The sequence below is a fragment of the Bradyrhizobium sp. LTSP849 genome (genome assembly GCF_000938255.1).
Classification (GTDB): Bacteria; Pseudomonadota; Alphaproteobacteria; order Rhizobiales; family Xanthobacteraceae; genus Bradyrhizobium.
Genome location: NZ_JYMR01000056.1, coordinates 204,368 through 222,834, shown reverse-complemented (window position 1 = coordinate 222,834; position 18,467 = coordinate 204,368). Strand labels below are relative to the sequence as shown.

Annotated in this window: 19 protein-coding genes; 14 read left to right on the top strand and 5 right to left on the bottom strand. The window is 63.5% G+C overall.

Features of this window, described 5'->3' with window-relative positions:
• The first annotated feature begins 92 nt into the window (after positions 1-92).
• From UB31_RS38230 to UB31_RS38215, 4 genes are read left to right on the top strand one after another with little or no spacing between them, the layout of a single operon-like run.
• On the top strand, positions 93-1,040 hold the full coding sequence (locus tag UB31_RS38230) for an ABC transporter substrate-binding protein (protein ID WP_197090921.1): 948 nt from the start codon (positions 93-95) through the stop codon (positions 1,038-1,040).
• A gap of 1 nt (position 1,041) precedes the next feature.
• Entirely contained in the window at positions 1,042-1,779 is a 738-nt protein-coding gene (locus UB31_RS38225; RefSeq protein ID WP_045014526.1) for an ABC transporter permease, read from the top strand.
• Positions 1,769-2,479 carry an ABC transporter ATP-binding protein gene (locus UB31_RS38220; protein WP_045014525.1) on the top strand — a complete coding sequence of 237 codons (711 nt, stop codon included), beginning with the start codon at positions 1,769-1,771 and terminating at the stop codon, positions 2,477-2,479. The genes UB31_RS38225 and UB31_RS38220 overlap by 11 nt, the downstream gene beginning before the upstream one ends.
• A gap of 58 nt (positions 2,480-2,537) precedes the next feature.
• Positions 2,538-2,891 carry a hypothetical protein gene (locus UB31_RS38215; RefSeq protein ID WP_045014524.1) on the top strand — a complete coding sequence of 118 codons (354 nt, stop codon included), beginning with the start codon at positions 2,538-2,540 and terminating at the stop codon, positions 2,889-2,891.
• A 4-nt stretch (positions 2,892-2,895) separates the two neighbouring features.
• Here the strand turns inward: UB31_RS38215 and UB31_RS38210 are convergent, their stop codons facing one another.
• From UB31_RS38210 to lanM, 4 genes are all read right to left on the bottom strand, one after another.
• Positions 2,896-3,105, bottom strand: coding sequence for a hypothetical protein (locus UB31_RS38210; RefSeq protein ID WP_045014737.1), 210 nt, complete (start codon positions 3,103-3,105; stop codon positions 2,896-2,898).
• A gap of 94 nt (positions 3,106-3,199) precedes the next feature.
• On the bottom strand, positions 3,200-4,105 hold the full coding sequence (locus tag UB31_RS38205; protein ID WP_045014523.1) for a DUF6662 family protein: 906 nt from the start codon (positions 4,103-4,105) through the stop codon (positions 3,200-3,202).
• Between the two features lie 28 nt (positions 4,106-4,133).
• Positions 4,134-4,214, bottom strand: a complete 81-nt coding sequence (pqqA, locus tag UB31_RS38200) for a pyrroloquinoline quinone precursor peptide PqqA (protein WP_008562446.1) — start codon at positions 4,212-4,214, stop codon at positions 4,134-4,136.
• A gap of 182 nt (positions 4,215-4,396) precedes the next feature.
• Positions 4,397-4,789 (bottom strand): lanmodulin LanM, encoded by a 393-nt coding sequence (gene lanM / locus UB31_RS38195; RefSeq protein ID WP_045014522.1) that lies wholly within the window; start codon positions 4,787-4,789, stop codon positions 4,397-4,399.
• A 334-nt stretch (positions 4,790-5,123) separates the two neighbouring features.
• Between lanM and UB31_RS38190 the strand changes: the two genes are divergently transcribed.
• The 4 genes from UB31_RS38190 to UB31_RS38175 all read left to right on the top strand — a co-directional run bounded on the left by UB31_RS38190 (position 5,124) and on the right by UB31_RS38175 (position 9,378).
• Positions 5,124-6,788 carry a methanol/ethanol family PQQ-dependent dehydrogenase gene (locus tag UB31_RS38190; RefSeq protein ID WP_045014521.1) on the top strand — a complete coding sequence of 555 codons (1,665 nt, stop codon included), beginning with the start codon at positions 5,124-5,126 and terminating at the stop codon, positions 6,786-6,788.
• Positions 6,789-6,801: 13 nt separating this feature from the next.
• Positions 6,802-7,158, top strand: a complete 357-nt coding sequence (locus UB31_RS38185) for a c-type cytochrome (RefSeq protein WP_045006750.1) — start codon at positions 6,802-6,804, stop codon at positions 7,156-7,158.
• Positions 7,155-8,081, top strand: coding sequence for a substrate-binding periplasmic protein (locus UB31_RS38180; protein ID WP_045014520.1), 927 nt, complete (start codon positions 7,155-7,157; stop codon positions 8,079-8,081). Before UB31_RS38185 ends, UB31_RS38180 begins: the two co-directional genes overlap by 4 nt.
• Positions 8,082-8,343: 262 nt before the next feature.
• A complete protein-coding gene (locus tag UB31_RS38175) occupies positions 8,344-9,378 on the top strand; it encodes an FUSC family protein (protein WP_045014519.1) in 1,035 nt (344 codons plus the stop codon).
• A 27-nt stretch (positions 9,379-9,405) separates the two neighbouring features.
• On the opposite strand, the gene UB31_RS38170 is transcribed toward UB31_RS38175, so the two are convergent.
• Positions 9,406-10,374, bottom strand: coding sequence for a helix-turn-helix domain-containing protein (locus UB31_RS38170; RefSeq protein WP_045006753.1), 969 nt, complete (start codon positions 10,372-10,374; stop codon positions 9,406-9,408).
• Positions 10,375-10,884: 510 nt separating this feature from the next.
• On the opposite strand from UB31_RS38170, the gene xoxF5 reads away from it, so the two are divergent.
• From xoxF5 to UB31_RS38140, 6 genes are all read left to right on the top strand, one after another.
• Complete coding sequence (gene xoxF5, locus UB31_RS38165; protein WP_045014518.1) at positions 10,885-12,690, top strand: lanthanide-dependent methanol dehydrogenase XoxF5; 1,806 nt, start codon at positions 10,885-10,887, stop codon at positions 12,688-12,690.
• A 111-nt stretch (positions 12,691-12,801) separates the two neighbouring features.
• Positions 12,802-13,290, top strand: a complete 489-nt coding sequence (locus UB31_RS38160) for a c-type cytochrome, methanol metabolism-related (protein ID WP_045006755.1) — start codon at positions 12,802-12,804, stop codon at positions 13,288-13,290.
• Between the two features lie 61 nt (positions 13,291-13,351).
• Positions 13,352-14,461: an S-(hydroxymethyl)glutathione dehydrogenase/class III alcohol dehydrogenase gene (locus UB31_RS38155; protein ID WP_045014517.1), complete on the top strand. Its 1,110-nt coding sequence runs from the start codon at positions 13,352-13,354 to the stop codon at positions 14,459-14,461.
• A 33-nt stretch (positions 14,462-14,494) separates the two neighbouring features.
• Positions 14,495-15,055, top strand: a complete 561-nt coding sequence (gene gfa, locus UB31_RS38150) for an S-(hydroxymethyl)glutathione synthase (RefSeq protein WP_045006757.1) — start codon at positions 14,495-14,497, stop codon at positions 15,053-15,055.
• Positions 15,056-15,700: 645 nt separating this feature from the next.
• Positions 15,701-16,153 (top strand): (2Fe-2S)-binding protein, encoded by a 453-nt coding sequence (locus UB31_RS38145; protein ID WP_045014736.1) that lies wholly within the window; start codon positions 15,701-15,703, stop codon positions 16,151-16,153.
• Between the two features lies 1 nt (position 16,154).
• The gene (locus tag UB31_RS38140) at positions 16,155-18,467 is read left to right on the top strand and encodes a xanthine dehydrogenase family protein molybdopterin-binding subunit (protein ID WP_045014516.1); all 2,313 of its coding nucleotides are present in this window, start codon (positions 16,155-16,157) and stop codon (positions 18,465-18,467) included.

The window sequence follows — 18,467 nt, the reverse complement described above, 5'->3', positions numbered from 1 at the left end:
GCTATGCTATGCGTATTGTCCTGAAAAGCACTCCCTTCGAGGAAACGGCTCACAAGGTGATGAAAGCTCTCGGTCGAACATTGGCGCTCGCGATGACACTGGCGCTGACGCAAGTCGCGACGGGCCACGCCGCGGATGCCATCCGCCTTGCGGTCCAGAAGACCGGAACATTCTCCTGGGAACTGGCAACGATCCGCGCAAGCGGTCTCGACAAGGAAGCCGACCTGTCGCTCGAGGTGACCGAGCTCGCAAGCCCCGAGGCCGGCAAGATCGCGCTCCGCGCCGGCAATGCCGACATCATGCTGTCGGATTGGCTGTGGGTGTCGCGTGAGCGCGCGCTCGGCACCAAGCTTGCCTTCTATCCCTATTCCAGCGCGCTCGGCGCGGTGATGGTGCCGGCGTCCTCGCCGATCAAGACGCTCGCCGACCTCAAGGGGCGCAAGCTCGGTGTCGGCGGCGGCCCGATCGACAAGAGCTGGCTGCTGCTGCAGGCGCGGATGAAGCAGGACGGCATCGACCTGAAGTCCGAGGCAACCATCGCCTATGGCGCGCCGCCTCTGATTGCCGCGAAGACACTCGACGGCGAGATGGATGCGAGCCTCAATTTCTGGAATTTCTGCGCCCAGCTCGAAGCCAAGGGCTTTCGCCGCCTCGCCGGCATCGAGGACATCTTGCCGAAACTCGGCGCGAAGGGAGCAGTCTCGGCCGTCGGCTATGTCTTCGACGAGGACTGGGCGGCGAGCCATCGTGATGCGGTGGCGCGCTTCATCGCGATGACCCGCAAGGCCAAGCAGTTGCTGGTGACCTCAGACGCGGCCTGGGACAAGATCGCGCCGCTCACCGGCGCCACCGATCCAGCCATGCTCAAGGTCTACCGCGACCGCTATCGCGACGGCATTCCACGCCGGAGCATCGCCGACGAGGAGGCGGATGCGCGCGTGCTCTACCGCGTGTTGGCCGAGATCGGCGGCCGCGATCTGGTCGGACCGGCGGCCGAGCTCGATCCCGGCACCTTTTATCACGCCGTGCCCGGAGACTGAGGTGCTGCGCCTTCTGTCGATGGCCCTGCTGCTTGCGATCTGGTGGACAGCCGCGCTGTTCGTCGGCGGCGCAAAACTGCCCTCCCCGCCTGCGGTGCTCAACGTCATCATCGCGGAAGCCTCGAGCGGCGCGCTGTTCCTGCATCTCGGTGCCACGCTAGCCCGCGTCGCGCTGTCCTTCGTGCTGGCGATGTCGCTCGGCAGCGCCATCGGCTATCTGATGGGGCGGGTGAAGCTTGCCGACCGGCTCGGCGATCCCTGGCTGATCCTGCTCCTGAACCTGCCGGCACTGGTGGTGATCGTGCTGGCCTATATCTGGGCCGGGCTTACCGAGGCCGCCGCAATCGCGGCGATCGCCATCAACAAGCTGCCGACCGCGGTCGTCACCCTGCGCGAGGGCACCCGCGCGCTCGACCGCTCACTCGACGAGATGGCGACCGTGTTCGCGATGCCGCGCTGGCGCGCATTCCGCCATGTGGTGCTGCCGCAGCTTGCGCCCTATATCGCGGCCTCCGCGCGCTCGGGCTTGTCGCTGGTGTGGAAGATCGTGCTGGTCGCCGAATTGCTGGGGCGGCCGAACGGCGTCGGCTTCGAGATCGGCGTCGCCTTCCAGCTGTTCGACACGCCGCGGCTGCTCGCCTATTCGCTGACATTCGCCGCGGTCGTGCTCGTGATCGAGACCGCGCTGGTGCAGCCGTTCGAGGCCCGCGCAACACGGTGGCGACCCCGTGCGGCTTGAAGTCGATATCACAGGCAAGACATTCGAGAGTGCCGCGGGCGGAACGCACGAGGTGCTGGCGCCGATCAAATTCGCGCTGCAATCCGGTGAGGTCGGCGTGCTGATCGGCCCGTCCGGCTGCGGCAAGAGTACGATGCTGCGCATCATCCTCGGGCTCGACCGCGATTTTGAGGGACACATCGCGCGTCCGCCGGAGGCGCGGATCGGCATGGTGTTCCAGGAGCCGCGGCTGCTGCCGTGGCGCTCGGTCGAACAGAACGTGCGGCTTGCGGCGCCCGGCATCGGCGACGCAAAGCTGTCCGAATTGTTCAGGACCCTCGAGCTGGAGCAGCATCGCAGCCACTTCCCCGGCGAATTGTCGCTGGGGCTGGCCCGGCGCGTCGCCCTCGCCCGCGCATTCGCGGTCGAGCCCGACCTGCTCGTGCTCGACGAGCCGCTTGCCTCGCTCGACGATGCGCTGGCCGGACGGCTGCGTGACGAGATCGCATCGCTGGTCGGGAGCCGCCCGGTGATGACGCTTCTCGTCACCCACAGCATCGACGACGCCATCCGCCTCGGCGATCGCCTGTTCTTCCTGTCGCCGCGCCCGGCGCACATCGTCCGGGAGGTACCGATCTCGATCCCGCGCGCGGAGCGCAGCGAGGCCGAACTCGGCAGGATCAGAGCGGAGCTCGCGGCACTGCCGCTTGAATCGAAATGACAACTCGTGATCAACTGAACCCAACGAGATGACATGGAAATTTTCTTGGGAGGTCACCATGCGGCGTACGCTGATTGCGATCGGCATCCTGTTGGTTGCGATGCCGGGCGCGGCGCTCGCGCAGGCCAAGGGCAAAGGCATCCGGCTGTGGAATCTGACGGCGGAGACGATCTCCGGCTTCCAGCTCTCACCGGCCGGCAAGACCGACTGGGGTCCGAACCAGACCTTGAACGACAAGGACAAGGAGGTCGACCATGACGAGCGGCTGCGCATCACCGGCGTCGAGCCCGGCCGCTACGATGCCAAGGTCAGCTATGCCAATGCACGGCAGTGCATTGTGCGCGACATCGAGATCAAGGCAGACGCCGTGTTCTCGATCGCCGACAAGGACCTGAAGGACTGCACGAAGTAGCGGATCACGCCTTGTCGTTCGGGTGCGGATATTCGCAGCGCCACCGCACCGCCTGCCACTTCGGGTGGTCGCCGACCCATTGCGCGATATAGGGCGGCGCGGCCATGGCGCATTGCGTCGGCGACCCCGCAAAGTTGAACACAATGTGCTGCTCTTCGCAGGTGGCAGGCGAGAGCACCGCACACACAGTCACCACCAGGTCGATCGGGTTCATGCCGGGATCCTCGCGCAAGGGCGCTCTACATTAGCATAAATGGATACGTCCCGAGGAGCCGGAAGTTTCAATCCAGCGTGAGGGAACCGCTCCGCTAGAAGTTAACACCGAACACCAACCGCGCCTGATGCCGCTCGAAATTGACGAGGTCGAGATTGGCGGCTGATCCGGCCGAACGTCCCCAGGCCTGCATGCTCCAGCTCAGGGTGAGCCGCGAGCGCTCCGATATCTGAAAATAGGCGGTGGGCCCGACGAACAGGGCCTGGCCTGCGAACTCGCCAAGGCCGATGCCCTCATACTGCCGGAAGTAGCGCATCTCACCGCCGAGCAGGAAATTAGGCCGCACGCGCACCATGCCGGCGAAGGCGGCGCCGATGGTCGAGCTTTTCTCGGACAGTCCTGTCACCTCGAAGCGCGCCCATTCCGGCTGGTAGATCAGGTTGAGCGCACCTATCACGAAGTTCGGGATCAGCTCGCGGTCGAAGGCGAGCGTGAAGTCGGTACCGTACATCCGCCCCTTCGCGCCGCTGATCTCGTCGATACGATCGCCATGGGTCTCAGTGGCAACCGTCAAACCGAACGGGGCGTTCTCCCGTTCGAGCAGGCGATAACGCAGATCGAGCGAGGCGCCCTGGAAATTGAGCTGGCGGCGATCATTGATGTCGGGGACGCCGGTGATGTCGTGCATCGTCGTCGTGCCGCCGACCTCGATGCGAAAATTCGGCAGCGGTACGATTTCGATCTCGACCTCCTGGCTGATGGCACGATAGGTCCCGGCGCCCTTGCCGAACCGACCCGTCGTCTGGCTCTGGAGTTCCCGCTCGCCGGGATTGCCGACATCACTGCCGATCATGAAGCCGAAGATGTGCTCGGTATCAAAGCCCTCTTCGGCGCTGACGCATGCCGGTGCCAGCGCGAGCGTGCACGCAATCGCCGTCCAGATTGTGTGGGCTCCAGTTCGCATCGCGGACACTACCACGGCTTCGACGGCATGCGCCATCGAAGCCGCGGCAGGTCGTCAGGTGGTCTTACTTGCGCGAAGCGCAGGCGTACATGTTGATTTCCATGCCGACCGGCACTTCCACGATCTTCGGAGCTTTCCAAGCCATTCGGGTCTCCCAAGGGTATTGGGCGCGACATCGCGCCGGGCAAAACCTAGGGCTGCGTCAGGCACTAAGCAAGTCTGGAATCGAAGCGCTGATACAGCGATGCTGCACTTTGTGCGAGGCAAGTTCGCTCTTGGACAAACCGCCTTCGCTCTCGGTCAAAGCGCGCCGCGCAAAAGCCGCTTTCAGCGCAGCAGCCGCAGCAGTGACTGCCCTTTGCGCGACTTCAGCTCCTTGGCATCCAGCGTCCCATCATTGTCAGGGTCGGCCGCTTTGAAACGCTGCTCGACTACGGACAGATATTCATCGAGCGTCAGTGTTCCATCGTGATCGGGATCAGCGGCAGCAAGTTCTTTCGCCGTTAGCCGTCCGCGCAATTCGCGCACGTCGAGCGTGCCATCGTGGTCGGGGTCGAGCTTTGCGAACAGCGCAGCTGCCGCCTTCTTCACCTCGGCGAGATCGAGCGTGCCGTCGTTGTCGGTATCGAACATCTTGACGGCGCTGCCGGATGCCGACCAAGCCGGAACAGACAGCAGCGCAATCGTCAACCCAAGAGCAACAGAGCGACGCGATATCATCAAAACCTCCCTGACCAAGAGCCCCGATTCGCGCGGGATCGCGACAACATAAGTCCGCAAGCGGTCCCCGGTTCAAGCGGAATTGCAACGTCCCTTCGACAAGCGGACCCCGGTCGCGCCCAAATCTCGCGCCGCGCCAATCTTCGTGCCACGGAAATTGATGCAGCGCATTCGCGCAAGACGTGCAAAATCTTTCGGGAATGACCGAGCGAGGCCCGGCATCTGGCGTCCAACATATCGGCAGCACGCGTTCGACTTTCGTATTGACGGGTTTTGCATTCGGGCGGAATGTTACTCTCGCAGCGTCAAAAGGCGCGCGTATTGGGAGGAACGGATGAAACGCTTAGCGATGGCCGCGAGCCTCGTCATATCCGCATGCTCGGTTGCGAGCGCACAAACGACCGACCAACTGGTCAAGGGCGCAACCGACACGTCGAACGTTCTCAATTACGGGATGGGCTACAATCTCCAGCGCTTCTCGACCCTGAACCAGATCAACAAGGACAGCATCAAGAACCTCGTCCCGGTCTGGAACTACAGTTTCAACGACGATCGCAGCGAGGAATCGCAGCCGCTGGTCTACCAGGGCGTGATCTACGTGACCTCGCACAACGCGACCATGGCGGTCGACGCCAAGACCGGCAAGCAGATCTGGAAGTCCAAGATCGAATATCCGGCCGAGACGCCGCGCATCGTCTGCTGCGGCATCATCAATCGCGGCGCCGCACTTTTTGACGGCAAGCTGTTCCGCACCACGCTCGATGCCAACGTGATCGCGATCGACGCCAAGGACGGCAAGGAGCTGTGGCGGCAGAAGGCGGCCGACATCAAGGAGGGCTATTCGATGACGGTGGCCCCGCTGGTCGCCGACGGCGTCATCATCACCGGCATCTCCGGCGCCGAGTTCGGCACCCGCGGCTTCATCGACGGCTGGGATCCGGCAACGGGCAAGCATCTCTGGCGCACCCATTCGATCCCTTCACCGGACGAGCCCGGTGGCGATACCTGGAAGGGCGACACCTGGAAGCTTGGCGGCGGCTCGACCTGGATCACGGGGTCCTACGATCCCGAGCTGAACACAGTCTATTGGGGCATCGGCAATCCCGGACCGTTCAATTCGGCGGTACGCCCCGGCGACAACCTCTACACTTGCTCCGTGCTGGCGATGGATCCCAAGACCGGCAAGATCAAGTGGCACTACCAGTTCTCGCCGAACAATCCGTTCGACTATGATTCCGTGGCCGAGATGGTGCTCGCCGACATGAACGTCGAAGGCAAGCCGACCAAGGTGCTGATGGATGCCAACCGCAACGGCTTCTTCTACGTCCTCGACCGCACCAACGGAAAGCTGCTTGCGGCCAACCCCTACGTGAAGGTGAACTGGGCGACCGGTATCGACATGAAGAGCGGACGGCCGATCGAGACCGATGTCAGCAAGGACGCGCGCGAGGGCAAGAAGGTCGTCGTCTATCCGTCGCTTCTTGGCGGCAAGAACTGGGAGCCGATGTCGTTCAACCCGCAGACGGGGCTCGCTTACGCGAACACGCTCGCCTTCGGCGGTCACTACAAGACCGAGCCGGCGACCTATAAGGCAGGCGAGTGGTATCTCGGCATGGATCTGACTGACCTGTGGGACTGGCCCGATGGACCACGCGGCCATCTCAAGGCCATCGATCCCATGACAGGCAAGGCGAAGTGGGAAGCACCAAGCGACATTCCACGCTTCTCCGGCGTGCTGTCGACCGCCGGTGGCGTCGTATTCACGGGCGCGCTGACCGGCGAGTTCGAGGCCTTCGACGCCGACAACGGCAAGAAGCTCTGGAGTTTCCAGACGGGCTCCGGAATCGAGGGGCAGCCGGTGACATGGCAGCAGGATGGCGTGCAATATGTCGCGATTGCCAGCGGCTATGGCGGCGTCTACTCGATCTTCTCGGGTGACGAGAGGCTCGCCAGCGTGCCCGCCGGCGGATCGTTGTGGGTTTTTGCGGTCAAGCAATAGCGACAGGCGAAACGTGCTGAGAGACGTATCTTCCAGGACGGCGGCGATCCTCGCCGCCGTCGCGGCGCTGACGGTCGCGCTTGCGGCGACCGTTCGTGCCGCGGATGACGCAAATGGCAATCCCGTGCAAATGCAGATCGACCAGGGCAAATCAACCTACGCCGCGAAATGCTCGCACTGCCATGGCCCCAACATGATGAACGCCGGCACGATCACGCCGGACCTGCGCGCCTTTCCCGACGACAGGACGCGCTTCGTCACCACCGTGAAAAACGGCAAGAACAACAAGATGCCGCCCTGGGGCGATATCCTCAGCGACGACGAGATCGGCAATCTCTGGGCCTTCATCTCAAGCCGGAGGAAGCCATGAGGGGTCGGCTGGCAGCGCTCGGTCTTGCTGCGATGCTCGCGATGCCGGCGACGACAGGCTGGGCGGCTGATCCGTTGAGCGTCTGTCTCGACGAGGACCGGCCCCCGCTCTCGGTGCATCACCGCGGCAAGCCGGATTCCGGCTTCGACGTGGTGCTGGCGCAGGCGATCGCGGACCGGCTGGGACGGCCGCTCAGGATCCAGTGGTTCGAGAGCAAGCTGGATGAGGATTCGAGCCCGCAGCTCGAGGCCAATGCGCTGCTGTCCGACGGGCGCTGCTCGCTCGTCGGCGGCTACGCGCTGACGACGGATTCGCTGGTGATCCCCGGCATGAAGACGGCGCGCTTGCCGGATTTCACTGGCGCGACGCGCGACGACCGACGGCGCCGGGTCGCGCTCGGCGTGCTCGCGCCGAGCCGGCCTTACGTCTACGCCCCGATGACGGTGGTGCTCGGCCCGAAGGCGCGCGACCGCAAGATCGGCGGTATCGGCGATCTTGCCGGCCTTCGCCTCGCGATCGAGAGTGGGTCGCTGGGCGATGCCATCTTGATGAGCTTCGACAAGGGGCGCCTGATCGACAACATCACGCATCTCGTGCCCGGCCGTGACGATTTGCTGGGCGCGCTTGCCCGTGGCGACTATGATGCGACGCTGATCGACCTCGGCCGCCTCGATGCCCATCGCACCGCCCATCCCGACACCGCGATATCAGCCTCCGGCTACTATTATCCGATCGGCGCCAATCGCGGATATGTCGGGCTTGCAAGCGACCCCACCCTGATCGACGCCGTCAACAGGGCCCTGACAGAGCTCGCCGCTGAGGGCAAGATCGCCGCGTTCGGCAAAGAGGCCGGGCTCACCTACCTGCCGCCGCGCGAGCCCGCGATCCTTGGTGATGTCTGGAGGCAGATCATTCAGCGGTGATCGCTCGGCAGTGAGAACGGTACGGCCTCGTTCTCCGCTATCATGCCCCGCGAAGGCGGGGCATCCAGTACGCCGCGGCCTCTCGATTCAATCACGGACGTCACAGAGTACTGGATCGCCCGGTCAAGTGTTTAGTCCGGACAGATCACTGAAAGCCGGGCGATGACAGCGAGAGTGTGGCGAGATCATCGTCCCACGCGCGAAAATACAGATTTCGTTTTCGTGCTATGTTTCGTGCTTCATTTCGACGCTTGGTGCCATTGTGAACTCCCCGACCATCCCGTCCGCCACAAGCTTGCGCGATGCCCTGTCCCGGGAGATCAAGGCCAGCGAGCTCGCGCGCGCGCTGATCGTCGTTGGCCCGTTTGTCGCCGCCTATTTCGTCTCGCGCGAAACCGCGCTGCTGAACCTGGGGCTCGTCGCAGTGTCGCTGCTCATTCCCGCGCTGCGGCTGCAGCTGGCGCCGAAGGTGGTCGCCTGGCACTACCTCGCGATCCTCGTAACCTTTGCCGCGCTCTTCCTTGCCGCCCCGATCAAGCCGCTGTTCGTGGTGCTGACGGCGCTTGCCGGCTTCCTGGCCGTCGCGGTGACGCGTTACGGCGAACACTTCCGCACCCTCGGCAACTGGGTGTTCATCCCCGCGGTCTATCTCGCCTGCGAGGTGCGGGAAGGCGTAAGTGCCGCGGAAGCTTTACGCCATGCCGGCATGATCGTCGTGTCCTCGCCGATTGCGCTGGCGCTGGTCTGCGGCATCCAGATCTACGACCGGCGGCGACGCGGTGACGCCGCGACCTCGTTCGGACCGCCCATAGCCGAATGGTTCTTGCCCTCGCTCGCAACCGCCATGGCGGTCTTCGCCGCAGCCGCACTGGTCGAGGTTCTGGATCTCAAGCAGGGGCAATGGGTGATGTGGTCGGCTGCAAGCGTCGTCGTCGGTGACCTCTCCGCCTCGACCGGCAAGCTGAAACAGAGAGCCATCGGCGCGTTCGTCGGCGTGCCACTCGGCTTCCTCGCCGGCATCGCGCTGCCGCAGAGCCGCATCGGCTACGCGCTCGCGGTTCTCGCAGCGACCCTCACGCTGATTTCGTTCTCCCGCTATATCGTCGGCTTCGGCCTGCGCTGCTTCTTCATCGCGCTCGCCGCATCCTTTGCCGGCGGCGCCAGCGGGATCGCGGAAGAGCGCGTCGCCAACGTGATTACCGGCGGTGCGTTTGGGCTCATTGCGGTCGCCCTGACAGAGATTGTCTGGCAACGGGTCACGCGGAAAGCTGGTGGGCCGACGCAGGCTTCTCCGTGAGTACGGATTCGGCGGGTGACGCCTCGCCTAGTTCTCGTCCGCGGCGACAGCGCCCTGCTGGGCCTTGTGGATCGAGGACGGCACCACGCCGAAATATTTCCGGAATACGCGGCTGAAGTGCGATGAGCTGGAGAAGCCCCAGGAGAACGCGACGTCGGTGATGGTCTTGCCGGCGTGCGCCTCGAGCTCCTGGCGGCAGTTCTGCAAGCGCGCCTGCCAGATGTAGTCGCTCACCGTGGTGCCACGCTCGGAGAACAGCATGTGCAGATAGCGCTTCGAGCAGCCAAGCTCGGCGGAGATCTGGTCGATGCACAGATCGGGATCGCGCAGGTGTTCGCGGATAAAGAACTGCGCGCGCACATACATCGCCTCGGGCCCGACCCGATCGAGCATCGTGTCGGCTTCGCGCAGCGGCAGCAGCAACAGATCGATCAGCGAATCGGCGACGCCGACCGCGCTGTTCGCCGACAGCTTTGCCGCTTCGTCGAACGTGGCATGGACGAAATCATGGGCGATCCGCCCCGTTCCGGTGCGCGACGACAGCTTGCAGGCCGGCATCCGCTGCGACGGGAATCCGCGGTCGCGGAGCAGCGACTTCGGCACGATCACCACATCGTGGCGCGTGAAGGCGGGACTGATGATCGAATGCGGGCAGGAGACGTCATAGGCGATGATGTCGCCGGGGTTCAGCTCGATGTGGCGGCCTTCCTGCTCGAAATACGACACGCCGTAGGTCTGGAAGTGGATCTTGATGTACGGGTGTTCATTGGCCTTGGCGCGCGCCAGCGTGTGCGCGATGCGATGCTGGCTCACCTCGATCTGGCAGAGCTTCAGGCGCGAGACGGATGTGTAATCGATGCGGCCTTCGAGCGAGGACGCCTCCAGCGGATCGACGTCGAAATGGCCGCACAGACTCGTCAGCCCGTCAATCCAGCTCTGGATCTGCCTCTTCGGCGTCATTCCGGTCGTCGAGAGCGTGTGAATTGAGTCGGACATTAATCCAGCCACTGCTTTCATCCGGGAGATTCGATGCGAATCACGACCGGTGCAGCCGGAGCCCTCAGTCGTGATTGCGTGACGTTTACCTCAAATTGGGGCGGTCTTTTGGAACGAGCGCCATCGCTCCTCTGCTGCCCTTGGAGGTTAATCCTCCGCCTTAGTTGCAACGCCGTCAAGGGGAACCAGCGATGCGGCCCGCGCTTGCGCGGTGCGAAAAAGCTGAATTCGCTCCTGCAAAATCAAAAACTTCGCACCCGTGCGCTGTCGAGCAAAGCGGCTTCTCTCTTGGGCAAGTTTCCCGATCGCGAACCCGTTAGGAATTACGACAGGAACAACAAAAACGGGCCGCCCTGCACGCGGACCTGTGGCTCTCATCAGGAGGAGGAAACCCCCAGCATCGTTTCTGGTCCCAATCGTGACCGCCCTGCACGAGCAGACGCTGGACGTGAAGCCCGGCGATTAAGCAATGCTTCGGAAACAATAAACGAGATCAACGGAGGAATGACTATGCGCAAGGTGCTACTGGCGACCTTTCTTGGCTCCGCGGCGGCTCTCGCTGTCGGCAGCGCTTCAGCCAATGACGAGCTGAACAAGATGTCGCAGAACCCGAAAGACTGGGTGATGCAGGCGGGCGACTACGCCAATTCCCGCTATTCCAAGCTGAACCAGATCAACGCACAAAATGTCGGCAAGCTTCAGGTCGCCTGGACCTTCTCGACCGGCGTGCTGCGCGGCCACGAAGGTGGACCGCTGATCGTCGGCAACATGATGTACGTCCACACGCCGTTCCCGAACAAGGTCTACGCTATTGACCTTTCGAATGAGAACAAGATCGTCTGGAGATACGAGCCCAAGCAGGACCCGAACGTCATTCCGGTGATGTGCTGCGACACGGTTAACCGCGGCGTCGCCTATGGTGACGGCAAGATCTTCCTGCATCAGGCCGACACGACCCTGGTCGCGCTCGACGCCAAGACCGGTCAGGTTGCGTGGACCGCGAAGAACGGCGATCCGAGCAAGGGCGAGACTGGCACCTCGGCACCGCTGGTCGTCAAGGACAAGGTGCTGGTCGGCATCTCCGGCGGCGAGTTTGGTGTCCAGGCTCATATGACCGCCTACGACATCAAGACCGGCAAGCTGGCCTGGCGCGGGTTCTCGGAAGGACCGGATGACCAGATCCTGGTCGACGACAAGACCACCGCGCTCGGCAAGCCGGTCGGCAAGGATTCCAGCCTGAAGACGTGGCAAGGCGATCAGTGGAAGATCGGCGGCGGCGCGACATGGGGCTGGATCTCCTACGATCCCGAGCTGAACCTCGTCTATTACGGATCGGGCAATCCCTCGACCTGGAATCCGAAGCAGCGTCCCGGCGACAACAAATGGTCGATGACGATCTGGGCACGCAACCCGGACACCGGCGTTGCCAAGTGGGTCTACCAGATGACGCCCCATGACGAATGGGATTACGACGGCGTCAACGAGATGATTCTCAGCGATCAGACCATTGGCGGTGCCCCGCGCAAGCTGCTGACGCATTTCGATCGTAACGGCCTCGGCTATACGCTCGATCGCGTCACCGGCGAATTGCTGGTCGCCGAGAAGTACGATCCGAAGGTGAACTGGACCTCCGGCGTCGACATGGACAAGAACTCGGCGACCTATGGCCGTCCGAAGGTGCTCGATGCAGCTTCGACCGACAAGGCCGGCGAGGACCACAACGTGAAGGGCATCTGCCCGGCCGCGCTCGGCACCAAGGACGAGCAGCCGGCAGCCTACTCGCCGGACACGCAGCTGTTCTACGTCCCGACCAACCACGTCTGCATGGACTACGAACCGTTCAAGGTGAGCTACACCGCGGGCCAGCCCTATGTGGGCGCAACGCTCTCGATGTATCCGCCGCAAGGCGATACCAACATGGGTAACTTCATCGCCTGGGACGGCAAGACCGGCAAGATCGTCTGGTCGAACAAGGAGCAGTTCTCGGTCTGGTCAGGTGCACTCGCAACCGCCGGCGGCGTGGTGTTCTACGGCACGCTCGAAGGCTACCTGAAGGCAGTGGACGCCAAGACCGGCAAGGAGCTCTACAAGTTCAAGACTCCCTCCGGCATCATCGGCAACGTCACCACCTATGAAAACGGCGGCAAGCAGTATGTCGCAGTTCTCTCCGGCGTGGGTGGCTGGGCCGGCATCGGTCTCGCCGCTGGCCTGACCGATCCGACCGCCGGTCTCGGCGCAGTCGGTGGCTACGCGGCGCTCAGCAACTACACGGCCCTCGGCGGTACGCTGACCGTGTTCTCGCTGCCGACGAACTAGCCTCACCTCTGTATCGCTCCGGCGCGTGGATCAACTCCACGCGCCGGCTCGTCTCCACCGAACGCCTTCGAGGAACACCTCTTGCGTAAAATCTGCTCTGTCATTGCTGCGATGATCTTCGTTGCGTCTGGTGGAATTGCTATCGCGGACGGCTCGGGTGACCCCACTGCCGTCAAGCAGAACGAAACTGGCGAATGGCTCGATAAGGAGGGTAACCCGACCTACAAGATCAACGGCGAATCCGTCGACTGGTACACCTATTCGGGATACCGCCGCTATCACTCGGACTGCCATGTGTGCCACGGCCCGGATGGAATGGGCTCGACCTACGCCCCGGCACTGAAGGATTCACTCAAGACCATGAGCTATGCCGATTTTCTAGGCGTCGTCGCCTCCGGCCGCAAGAACATCTCGACTGCGTCGGAGAACGTGATGCCGGCCTTCGGCGATAACCCGAACGTCGCCTGCTACATGGACGATCTCTACGTCTATCTGCGTGCCCGCTCCAACGAAGCCTGGGGCCGTGCCCGGCCCGGCAAGCACGAGGACAAGAACGACGCCTATACCAAGAACGAAGACTCGTGCATGGGCAAGAAGTGAACGTTTGGGGGCCGACCGAGACTTAAGTCTTGGCGCCCTGCGAGAATTTGAGGAGTTACCGATGAAGACACGTGCCGCCGTCGCTTTCGAAGCCAAGAAGCCGCTCGAGATCGTTGAAGTCGATCTGGAAGGACCGAAGGCCGGCGAAGTCCTGGTCGAGATCAAGGCGACGGGCATCTGCCATACCGACGCCTACACGCTCGACGGTTTCGACAGCGAGGGAATCTTCCCGTCGATCCTGGGCCATGAGGGCGCCGGTATCATCCGCGAGATCGGCGCGGGCGTGACCTCGGTGAAGCCGGGTGATCACGTCATCCCGCTCTACACGCCGGAATGCCGGCAGTGCAAAAGCTGCCTGAGCCGGAAGACCAATCTCTGCACCGCGATCCGCGCGACGCAAGGCAAGGGCGTGATGCCCGACGGCACCAGCCGCTTCTCCTACAAGGGCAAGCCGGTTTACCACTATATGGGCTGCTCGACCTTCTCCAACTTCACGGTACTGCCGGAGATCGCGGTGGCGAAGATCCGCGAGGACGCGCCGTTCGACAAGAGCTGCTACATCGGCTGCGGCGTCACCACCGGCGTCGGCGCCGTCGTCAACACCGCCAAGGTCGAGCCGGGCTCCAACGTCGTCGTGTTCGGCCTCGGCGGCATCGGGCTCAACGTGATCCAGGGCGCCAAGATGGCCGGCGCCGACAAGATCATCGGCGTTGACATCAACGACTCCAAGGAGGAATGGGGCCGCCGGTTCGGCATGACCGAGTTCGTCAATCCCAAGAAGATCACCGGCGACATCGTCCCGCATCTCGTGAGCCTCACCGACGGTGGCGCCGACTACACTTTCGACTGCACCGGCAACACCACGGTGATGCGCCAGGCGCTGGAAGCCTGTCATCGCGGCTGGGGCACATCGATCATCATCGGCGTCGCAGAATCCGGCAAGGAGATCGCAACACGTCCGTTCCAGCTCGTCACCGGCCGCAACTGGCGCGGCACCGCATTCGGCGGCGCGCGCGGCCGCACCGACGTGCCGAAGATCGTCGACTGGTACATGAACGGAAAGATCCAGATCGATCCGATGATCACCCACACGCTCAAGCTCGAAGACATCAACAAGGGCTTCGAGCTGATGCATGAGGGCAAATCCATCCGTTCAGTCGTCGTGTTCTAACTCGAAAGCGTCACACCCAAGGAGGATCGACCCATGACTGCACTCCACCCCTCGATCGACAACGGCCTCAAGCAAGGCACCGGCCACTTTGCCGGCGGCACGCTGGCCTGCAAATGCAAGGACCACCAGGTCAAGGTCGGCATCAAGGGCGACGTGGCGCACAACCACGCCTGCGGCTGCACCAAGTGCTGGAAGCCGCAGGGCGCGAACTTCTCCGTCGTCGCGGTGGTACCGCGCCAGAACGTCACCGTGCTCGAGAACGGCGACAAGCTCCAGATCGTCGACGCTTCCGCGGTGATCCAGCGTCATGCCTGCAAGGCCTGCGGCACGCATATGTATGGCCGCATCGAGAACAAGAACCATCCGTTCTACGGTCTCGACTTCGTCCATCCGGAGCTGTTCCAGGAGCAGGGCTCGCAGGCGCCGCAATTCGCCGCCTTCGTCTCTTCGGTAATCGAATCGGGCGTGAAGCCGGAGCAGATGGCCGGCATCCGCTCGCGGCTGAAGGAAATCGGGCTCGAGCCCTATGATTGCCTGTCTCCGGCGCTGATGGACGCGATCGCGACCCACGTCGCCAAAGCCAAAGCCGCCTGAACAAGGCCGCCAGACGTTGCCAAGCCCCGTCCGCTCGCTGGTCGCAACCATCGCCAGCGAGCCGGACGGTTGCGGTTCGCTGATGATCGCGCCCAGTTGATCGCGACGATGTCGCCGCCCGTGCACTTTGCATATGCGAGAGCCATTGGCTCCCTCAGTCCTGGTCTCTGAATGACTGCGCAGAGCCCAAAGCTTCCTTCCTGAAGTCCGCAGGCCTTGCGTTTCTCCCTCTCTCGACTGAGGCATCCTGCTTCGTCCGCACAGTCTCGCTGGCGGACGAAGCCTTTTTCACCTCGAATCTGATTTTGCAGTCGCGCAAAACGCGCAACGTCTTGCCGCGCCCTGCTTTTGACAAACCACGGATGCAATCTGCTCACGTCGAGAACACCCGGCTGTGAACGCCGGGCCGACCCGATCTCTGCTACGATCGCGGCGTCACGATGCCGCGCGCAGTTCAATCAATTAAGAACAAAACGGGAGGTATCGAGCACATCCGGACATCGCGATTCGCATTTTGCCCCCTGCCGGGATTTGCCCGTGCGGGACAACGGGCCGGAGTGTGGTTGCGACGACGCACGGACCATGATGCCGACCGAAATCGGCACTTCCATAATCGGCAATGCTTATGAAGAGCGAGGGACGATCATGATCAAGGTGAAGATCAACGGCCAGGAACAGAGCTGGGGCGGCGACCCGGATCTCCCGCTACTCTGGTTCCTGCGCGACGAGGCCGGGCTGACCGGCACCAAATTTGGCTGTGGCCAGGCGCTGTGCGGCGCCTGCACGGTCATCGTCGACAAGGAGGCGGTGCGCTCCTGCATCACGTCGATCAACGACGTCGCCGGACGCGAGATCACCACGATCGAGGGACTGCATCCGACCGGCGACCACGCCGTTCAGAAGGCCTGGCGCCAGGTCAACGTCCCCCAATGCGGCTTCTGCCAGGCCGGCCAGATCATGCAGGCCGCGGCCCTGTTGATGGACAATCCAAAGCCGTCGCACGACCAGATCCGCGAGGCGATGTCCGGCAACATCTGCCGTTGCGGCTGCTATCAGCGCATCGAGAACGCCGTCCATCTCGCATCGACGGGAGTGTGACATGAATTTCATCGACAATCCCCGAAAGCTTCGTGGCTTCGAAAAGCACACCAGGGTCGAGAAGATCTCACGCCGCAGCATCCTCAGGGGGATCGGCATCACCGGTGGCTTCGTACTCGCCGCCCCCGTGATGTCCCGCCAGGCTTTTGCCTATGAGACCGGCGCCGGAAAAATGCCGCATGGCGTCGTGGTGGATCCACGCATCTTCGTCGCGGTCGCGCCCGACGGCACCGTCACCATCCTCGCCCATCGCTCCGAGATGGGCACCGGCGTACGCACCAGTCTGCCGCTGATCGTAGCAGAGGAAATGGAAGCCGATTGGTCCAAGGTAAAAGTGCAGCAGGCCCATGGCGACGAGGTCAAGTTCGGCAACCAGGACACCGACGGCTCGCGCAGCACGCGGCACTATCTGATCCCGATGCGCCAGATCGGCGCTTCCGCCCGCACCATGCTGGAGCAGGCGGCCGCCAAGCGCTGGGGCGTGCCTGCGACCGAGGTCAAGGCCGTCAATCACGAGGTCGTCCACGGCGCCAGCGGGCGCAAGCTCGGCTTCGGCGAGCTCGCCGCCGATGCCGCCAAGGAATCGGTGCCGAGCATCGAAGGCCTCAAGCTGAAGGACCCAAAAGACTTCCGCTATCTGACCAAGGGCCAGATCGGCATCGTCGATCTCCACGACATCACCACCGGCAAGGCGGGTTACGGCGCCGACGTGCGCCTGCCAGGCATGAAGTATGCCGTGATCGCGCGGCCGCCGGTCACCGGAGGCAAACTGGTCTCGTTCGACCCGGCCGAGGCGATGAAAGTCTCCGGCGTCGAGAAGGTGATGCAGGTCCGCGGCTGGCCGTGGCCCTCGAAGTTCCAGCCGCTCGGCGGCGTCGCGGTGATCGCCCGCAACACCGGTGCGGCGATCAAGGGCCGCGACGCGCTGAAGCTGGTCTGGGACGACGGCGCCAACGGCAAGTACGACTCGGTTGCCTATCGCAAGGAGCTCGAGGAGGCCTCGCGCAAGCCCGGCCTCGTCGTGCGCGCCGAGGGCGACGCGGACGCCGCGCTGAAGAGCGCCGACAAGGTCGTGATCGGCGAATATTACCTGCCCCATCTCGCTCATGCCAGCATGGAGCCGCCGGTCGCGATTGCCGACGTCAAGGGCGACAAGGCGGAGATCTGGGCGCCGGTGCAGAGCCCGGGCGGCACGCGCGAGGACGTCGCCAAGACGCTCGGCATTCCCGAAGGCAACGTCACCGTCAACGTCACGCTGCTCGGCGGCGGTTTCGGGCGCAAGTCGAAATGCGACTTCGCGCTCGAGGCCGCACTGCTGTCGAAAGAACTCGGCGCGCCGGTGAAGGTGCAGTGGACGCGGGAGGACGACCTCCACCACGACTTCCTGCACACCGTCTCGGTCGAGCGGATCGAGGCAGGCCTCGACAAGAGCGGCAAGGTGGTCGCGTGGCGCCACCGCAGCGTGGCCCCCACCATCGCCTCGACCTTTGCCGCAGGCGCAAACCACGCGGCGGCGTTCGAGCTCGGCATGGGACTCGTCGACATGCCGTTCGAGATCGCCAACATCAGTTGCGAGAACCCGGAGGCCGCGGCGTTCACCCGCATCGGTTGGTTCCGCTCGGTCTCGAACATCCCGCGCGCCTTTGCGGTGCAGTCGATGGTCGGCGAGATCGCGAACGCGACCGGCCGCGACCAGAAGGAGACGCTGCTCGCGCTGATCGGCAGCCCGCGTATCGTCAAGCCTGCCGTGAAAGACATGTGGAACTACGGCGAGCCCTTTGACAGCTACCCGATCGACACCGCGCGCCTGCGCAAGGTCGTCGAGCTGGTCGCTGAGAAGGGCGAATGGGGACGCAGCGTGCCGAAGGGCCACGGTCTCGGTATCGCCGTGCACCGCAGCTTCGTCAGCTATATCGCGACCATCGTCGAGGTCGCGATCGACGACAAGGGCAAGCTGACGGTGCCACGGGTCGACACTGCGATCGACTGTGGCACCTATGTCAACCCCGAGCGCATCCAGTCGCAGATCGAGGGCGCGGCGATCATGGGGCTGAGCCTCGCCAAATATGGCGAGATCAGCTTCAAGGAAGGCAAGGTGGTGCAGAAGAACTTTGACGACTTCCAAGTCATCAGGATCGACGAATCTCCGCTGATCACCAACGTCTATATCGTCCCGCCCGGACCCGACACGCCGCCGAGCGGCGTCGGCGAGCCCGGAGTGCCGCCGTTTGCACCGGCGCTAATGAACGCGATTTTCGCCGCGACCGGAAAGCGCATCCGCGCACTTCCGATCGGCAAGCAATTGGAGGCGTGA

What these genes read in the sequence shown, in the direction of transcription:
- UB31_RS38215 (WP_045014524.1), top strand. Translation starts at nt 2,538, where the DNA reads ATGCGGCGTACGCTGATTGCGATCGGCATCCTGTTGGTTGCGATGCCG.
- gfa (WP_045006757.1), top strand. Translation starts at nt 14,495, where the DNA reads ATGACTGCACTCCACCCCTCGATCGACAACGGCCTCAAGCAAGGCACC.
- UB31_RS38140 (WP_045014516.1), top strand. Translation starts at nt 16,155, where the DNA reads ATGAATTTCATCGACAATCCCCGAAAGCTTCGTGGCTTCGAAAAGCAC.
- UB31_RS38160 (WP_045006755.1), top strand. Translation starts at nt 12,802, where the DNA reads ATGATCTTCGTTGCGTCTGGTGGAATTGCTATCGCGGACGGCTCGGGT.
- UB31_RS38145 (WP_045014736.1), top strand. Translation starts at nt 15,701, where the DNA reads ATGATCAAGGTGAAGATCAACGGCCAGGAACAGAGCTGGGGCGGCGAC.
- UB31_RS38190 (WP_045014521.1), top strand. Translation starts at nt 5,124, where the DNA reads ATGAAACGCTTAGCGATGGCCGCGAGCCTCGTCATATCCGCATGCTCG.
- UB31_RS38155 (WP_045014517.1), top strand. Translation starts at nt 13,352, where the DNA reads ATGAAGACACGTGCCGCCGTCGCTTTCGAAGCCAAGAAGCCGCTCGAG.
- pqqA (WP_008562446.1), bottom strand. Translation starts at nt 4,214, where the DNA reads ATGGCTTGGAAAGCTCCGAAGATCGTGGAAGTGCCGGTCGGCATGGAA.
- UB31_RS38180 (WP_045014520.1), top strand. Translation starts at nt 7,155, where the DNA reads ATGAGGGGTCGGCTGGCAGCGCTCGGTCTTGCTGCGATGCTCGCGATG.
- xoxF5 (WP_045014518.1), top strand. Translation starts at nt 10,885, where the DNA reads ATGCGCAAGGTGCTACTGGCGACCTTTCTTGGCTCCGCGGCGGCTCTC.
- UB31_RS38205 (WP_045014523.1), bottom strand. Translation starts at nt 4,105, where the DNA reads ATGGCGCATGCCGTCGAAGCCGTGGTAGTGTCCGCGATGCGAACTGGA.
- lanM (WP_045014522.1), bottom strand. Translation starts at nt 4,789, where the DNA reads ATGATATCGCGTCGCTCTGTTGCTCTTGGGTTGACGATTGCGCTGCTG.
- UB31_RS38170 (WP_045006753.1), bottom strand. Translation starts at nt 10,374, where the DNA reads ATGTCCGACTCAATTCACACGCTCTCGACGACCGGAATGACGCCGAAG.
- UB31_RS38230 (WP_197090921.1), top strand. Translation starts at nt 93, where the DNA reads ATGACACTGGCGCTGACGCAAGTCGCGACGGGCCACGCCGCGGATGCC.
- UB31_RS38210 (WP_045014737.1), bottom strand. Translation starts at nt 3,105, where the DNA reads ATGAACCCGATCGACCTGGTGGTGACTGTGTGTGCGGTGCTCTCGCCT.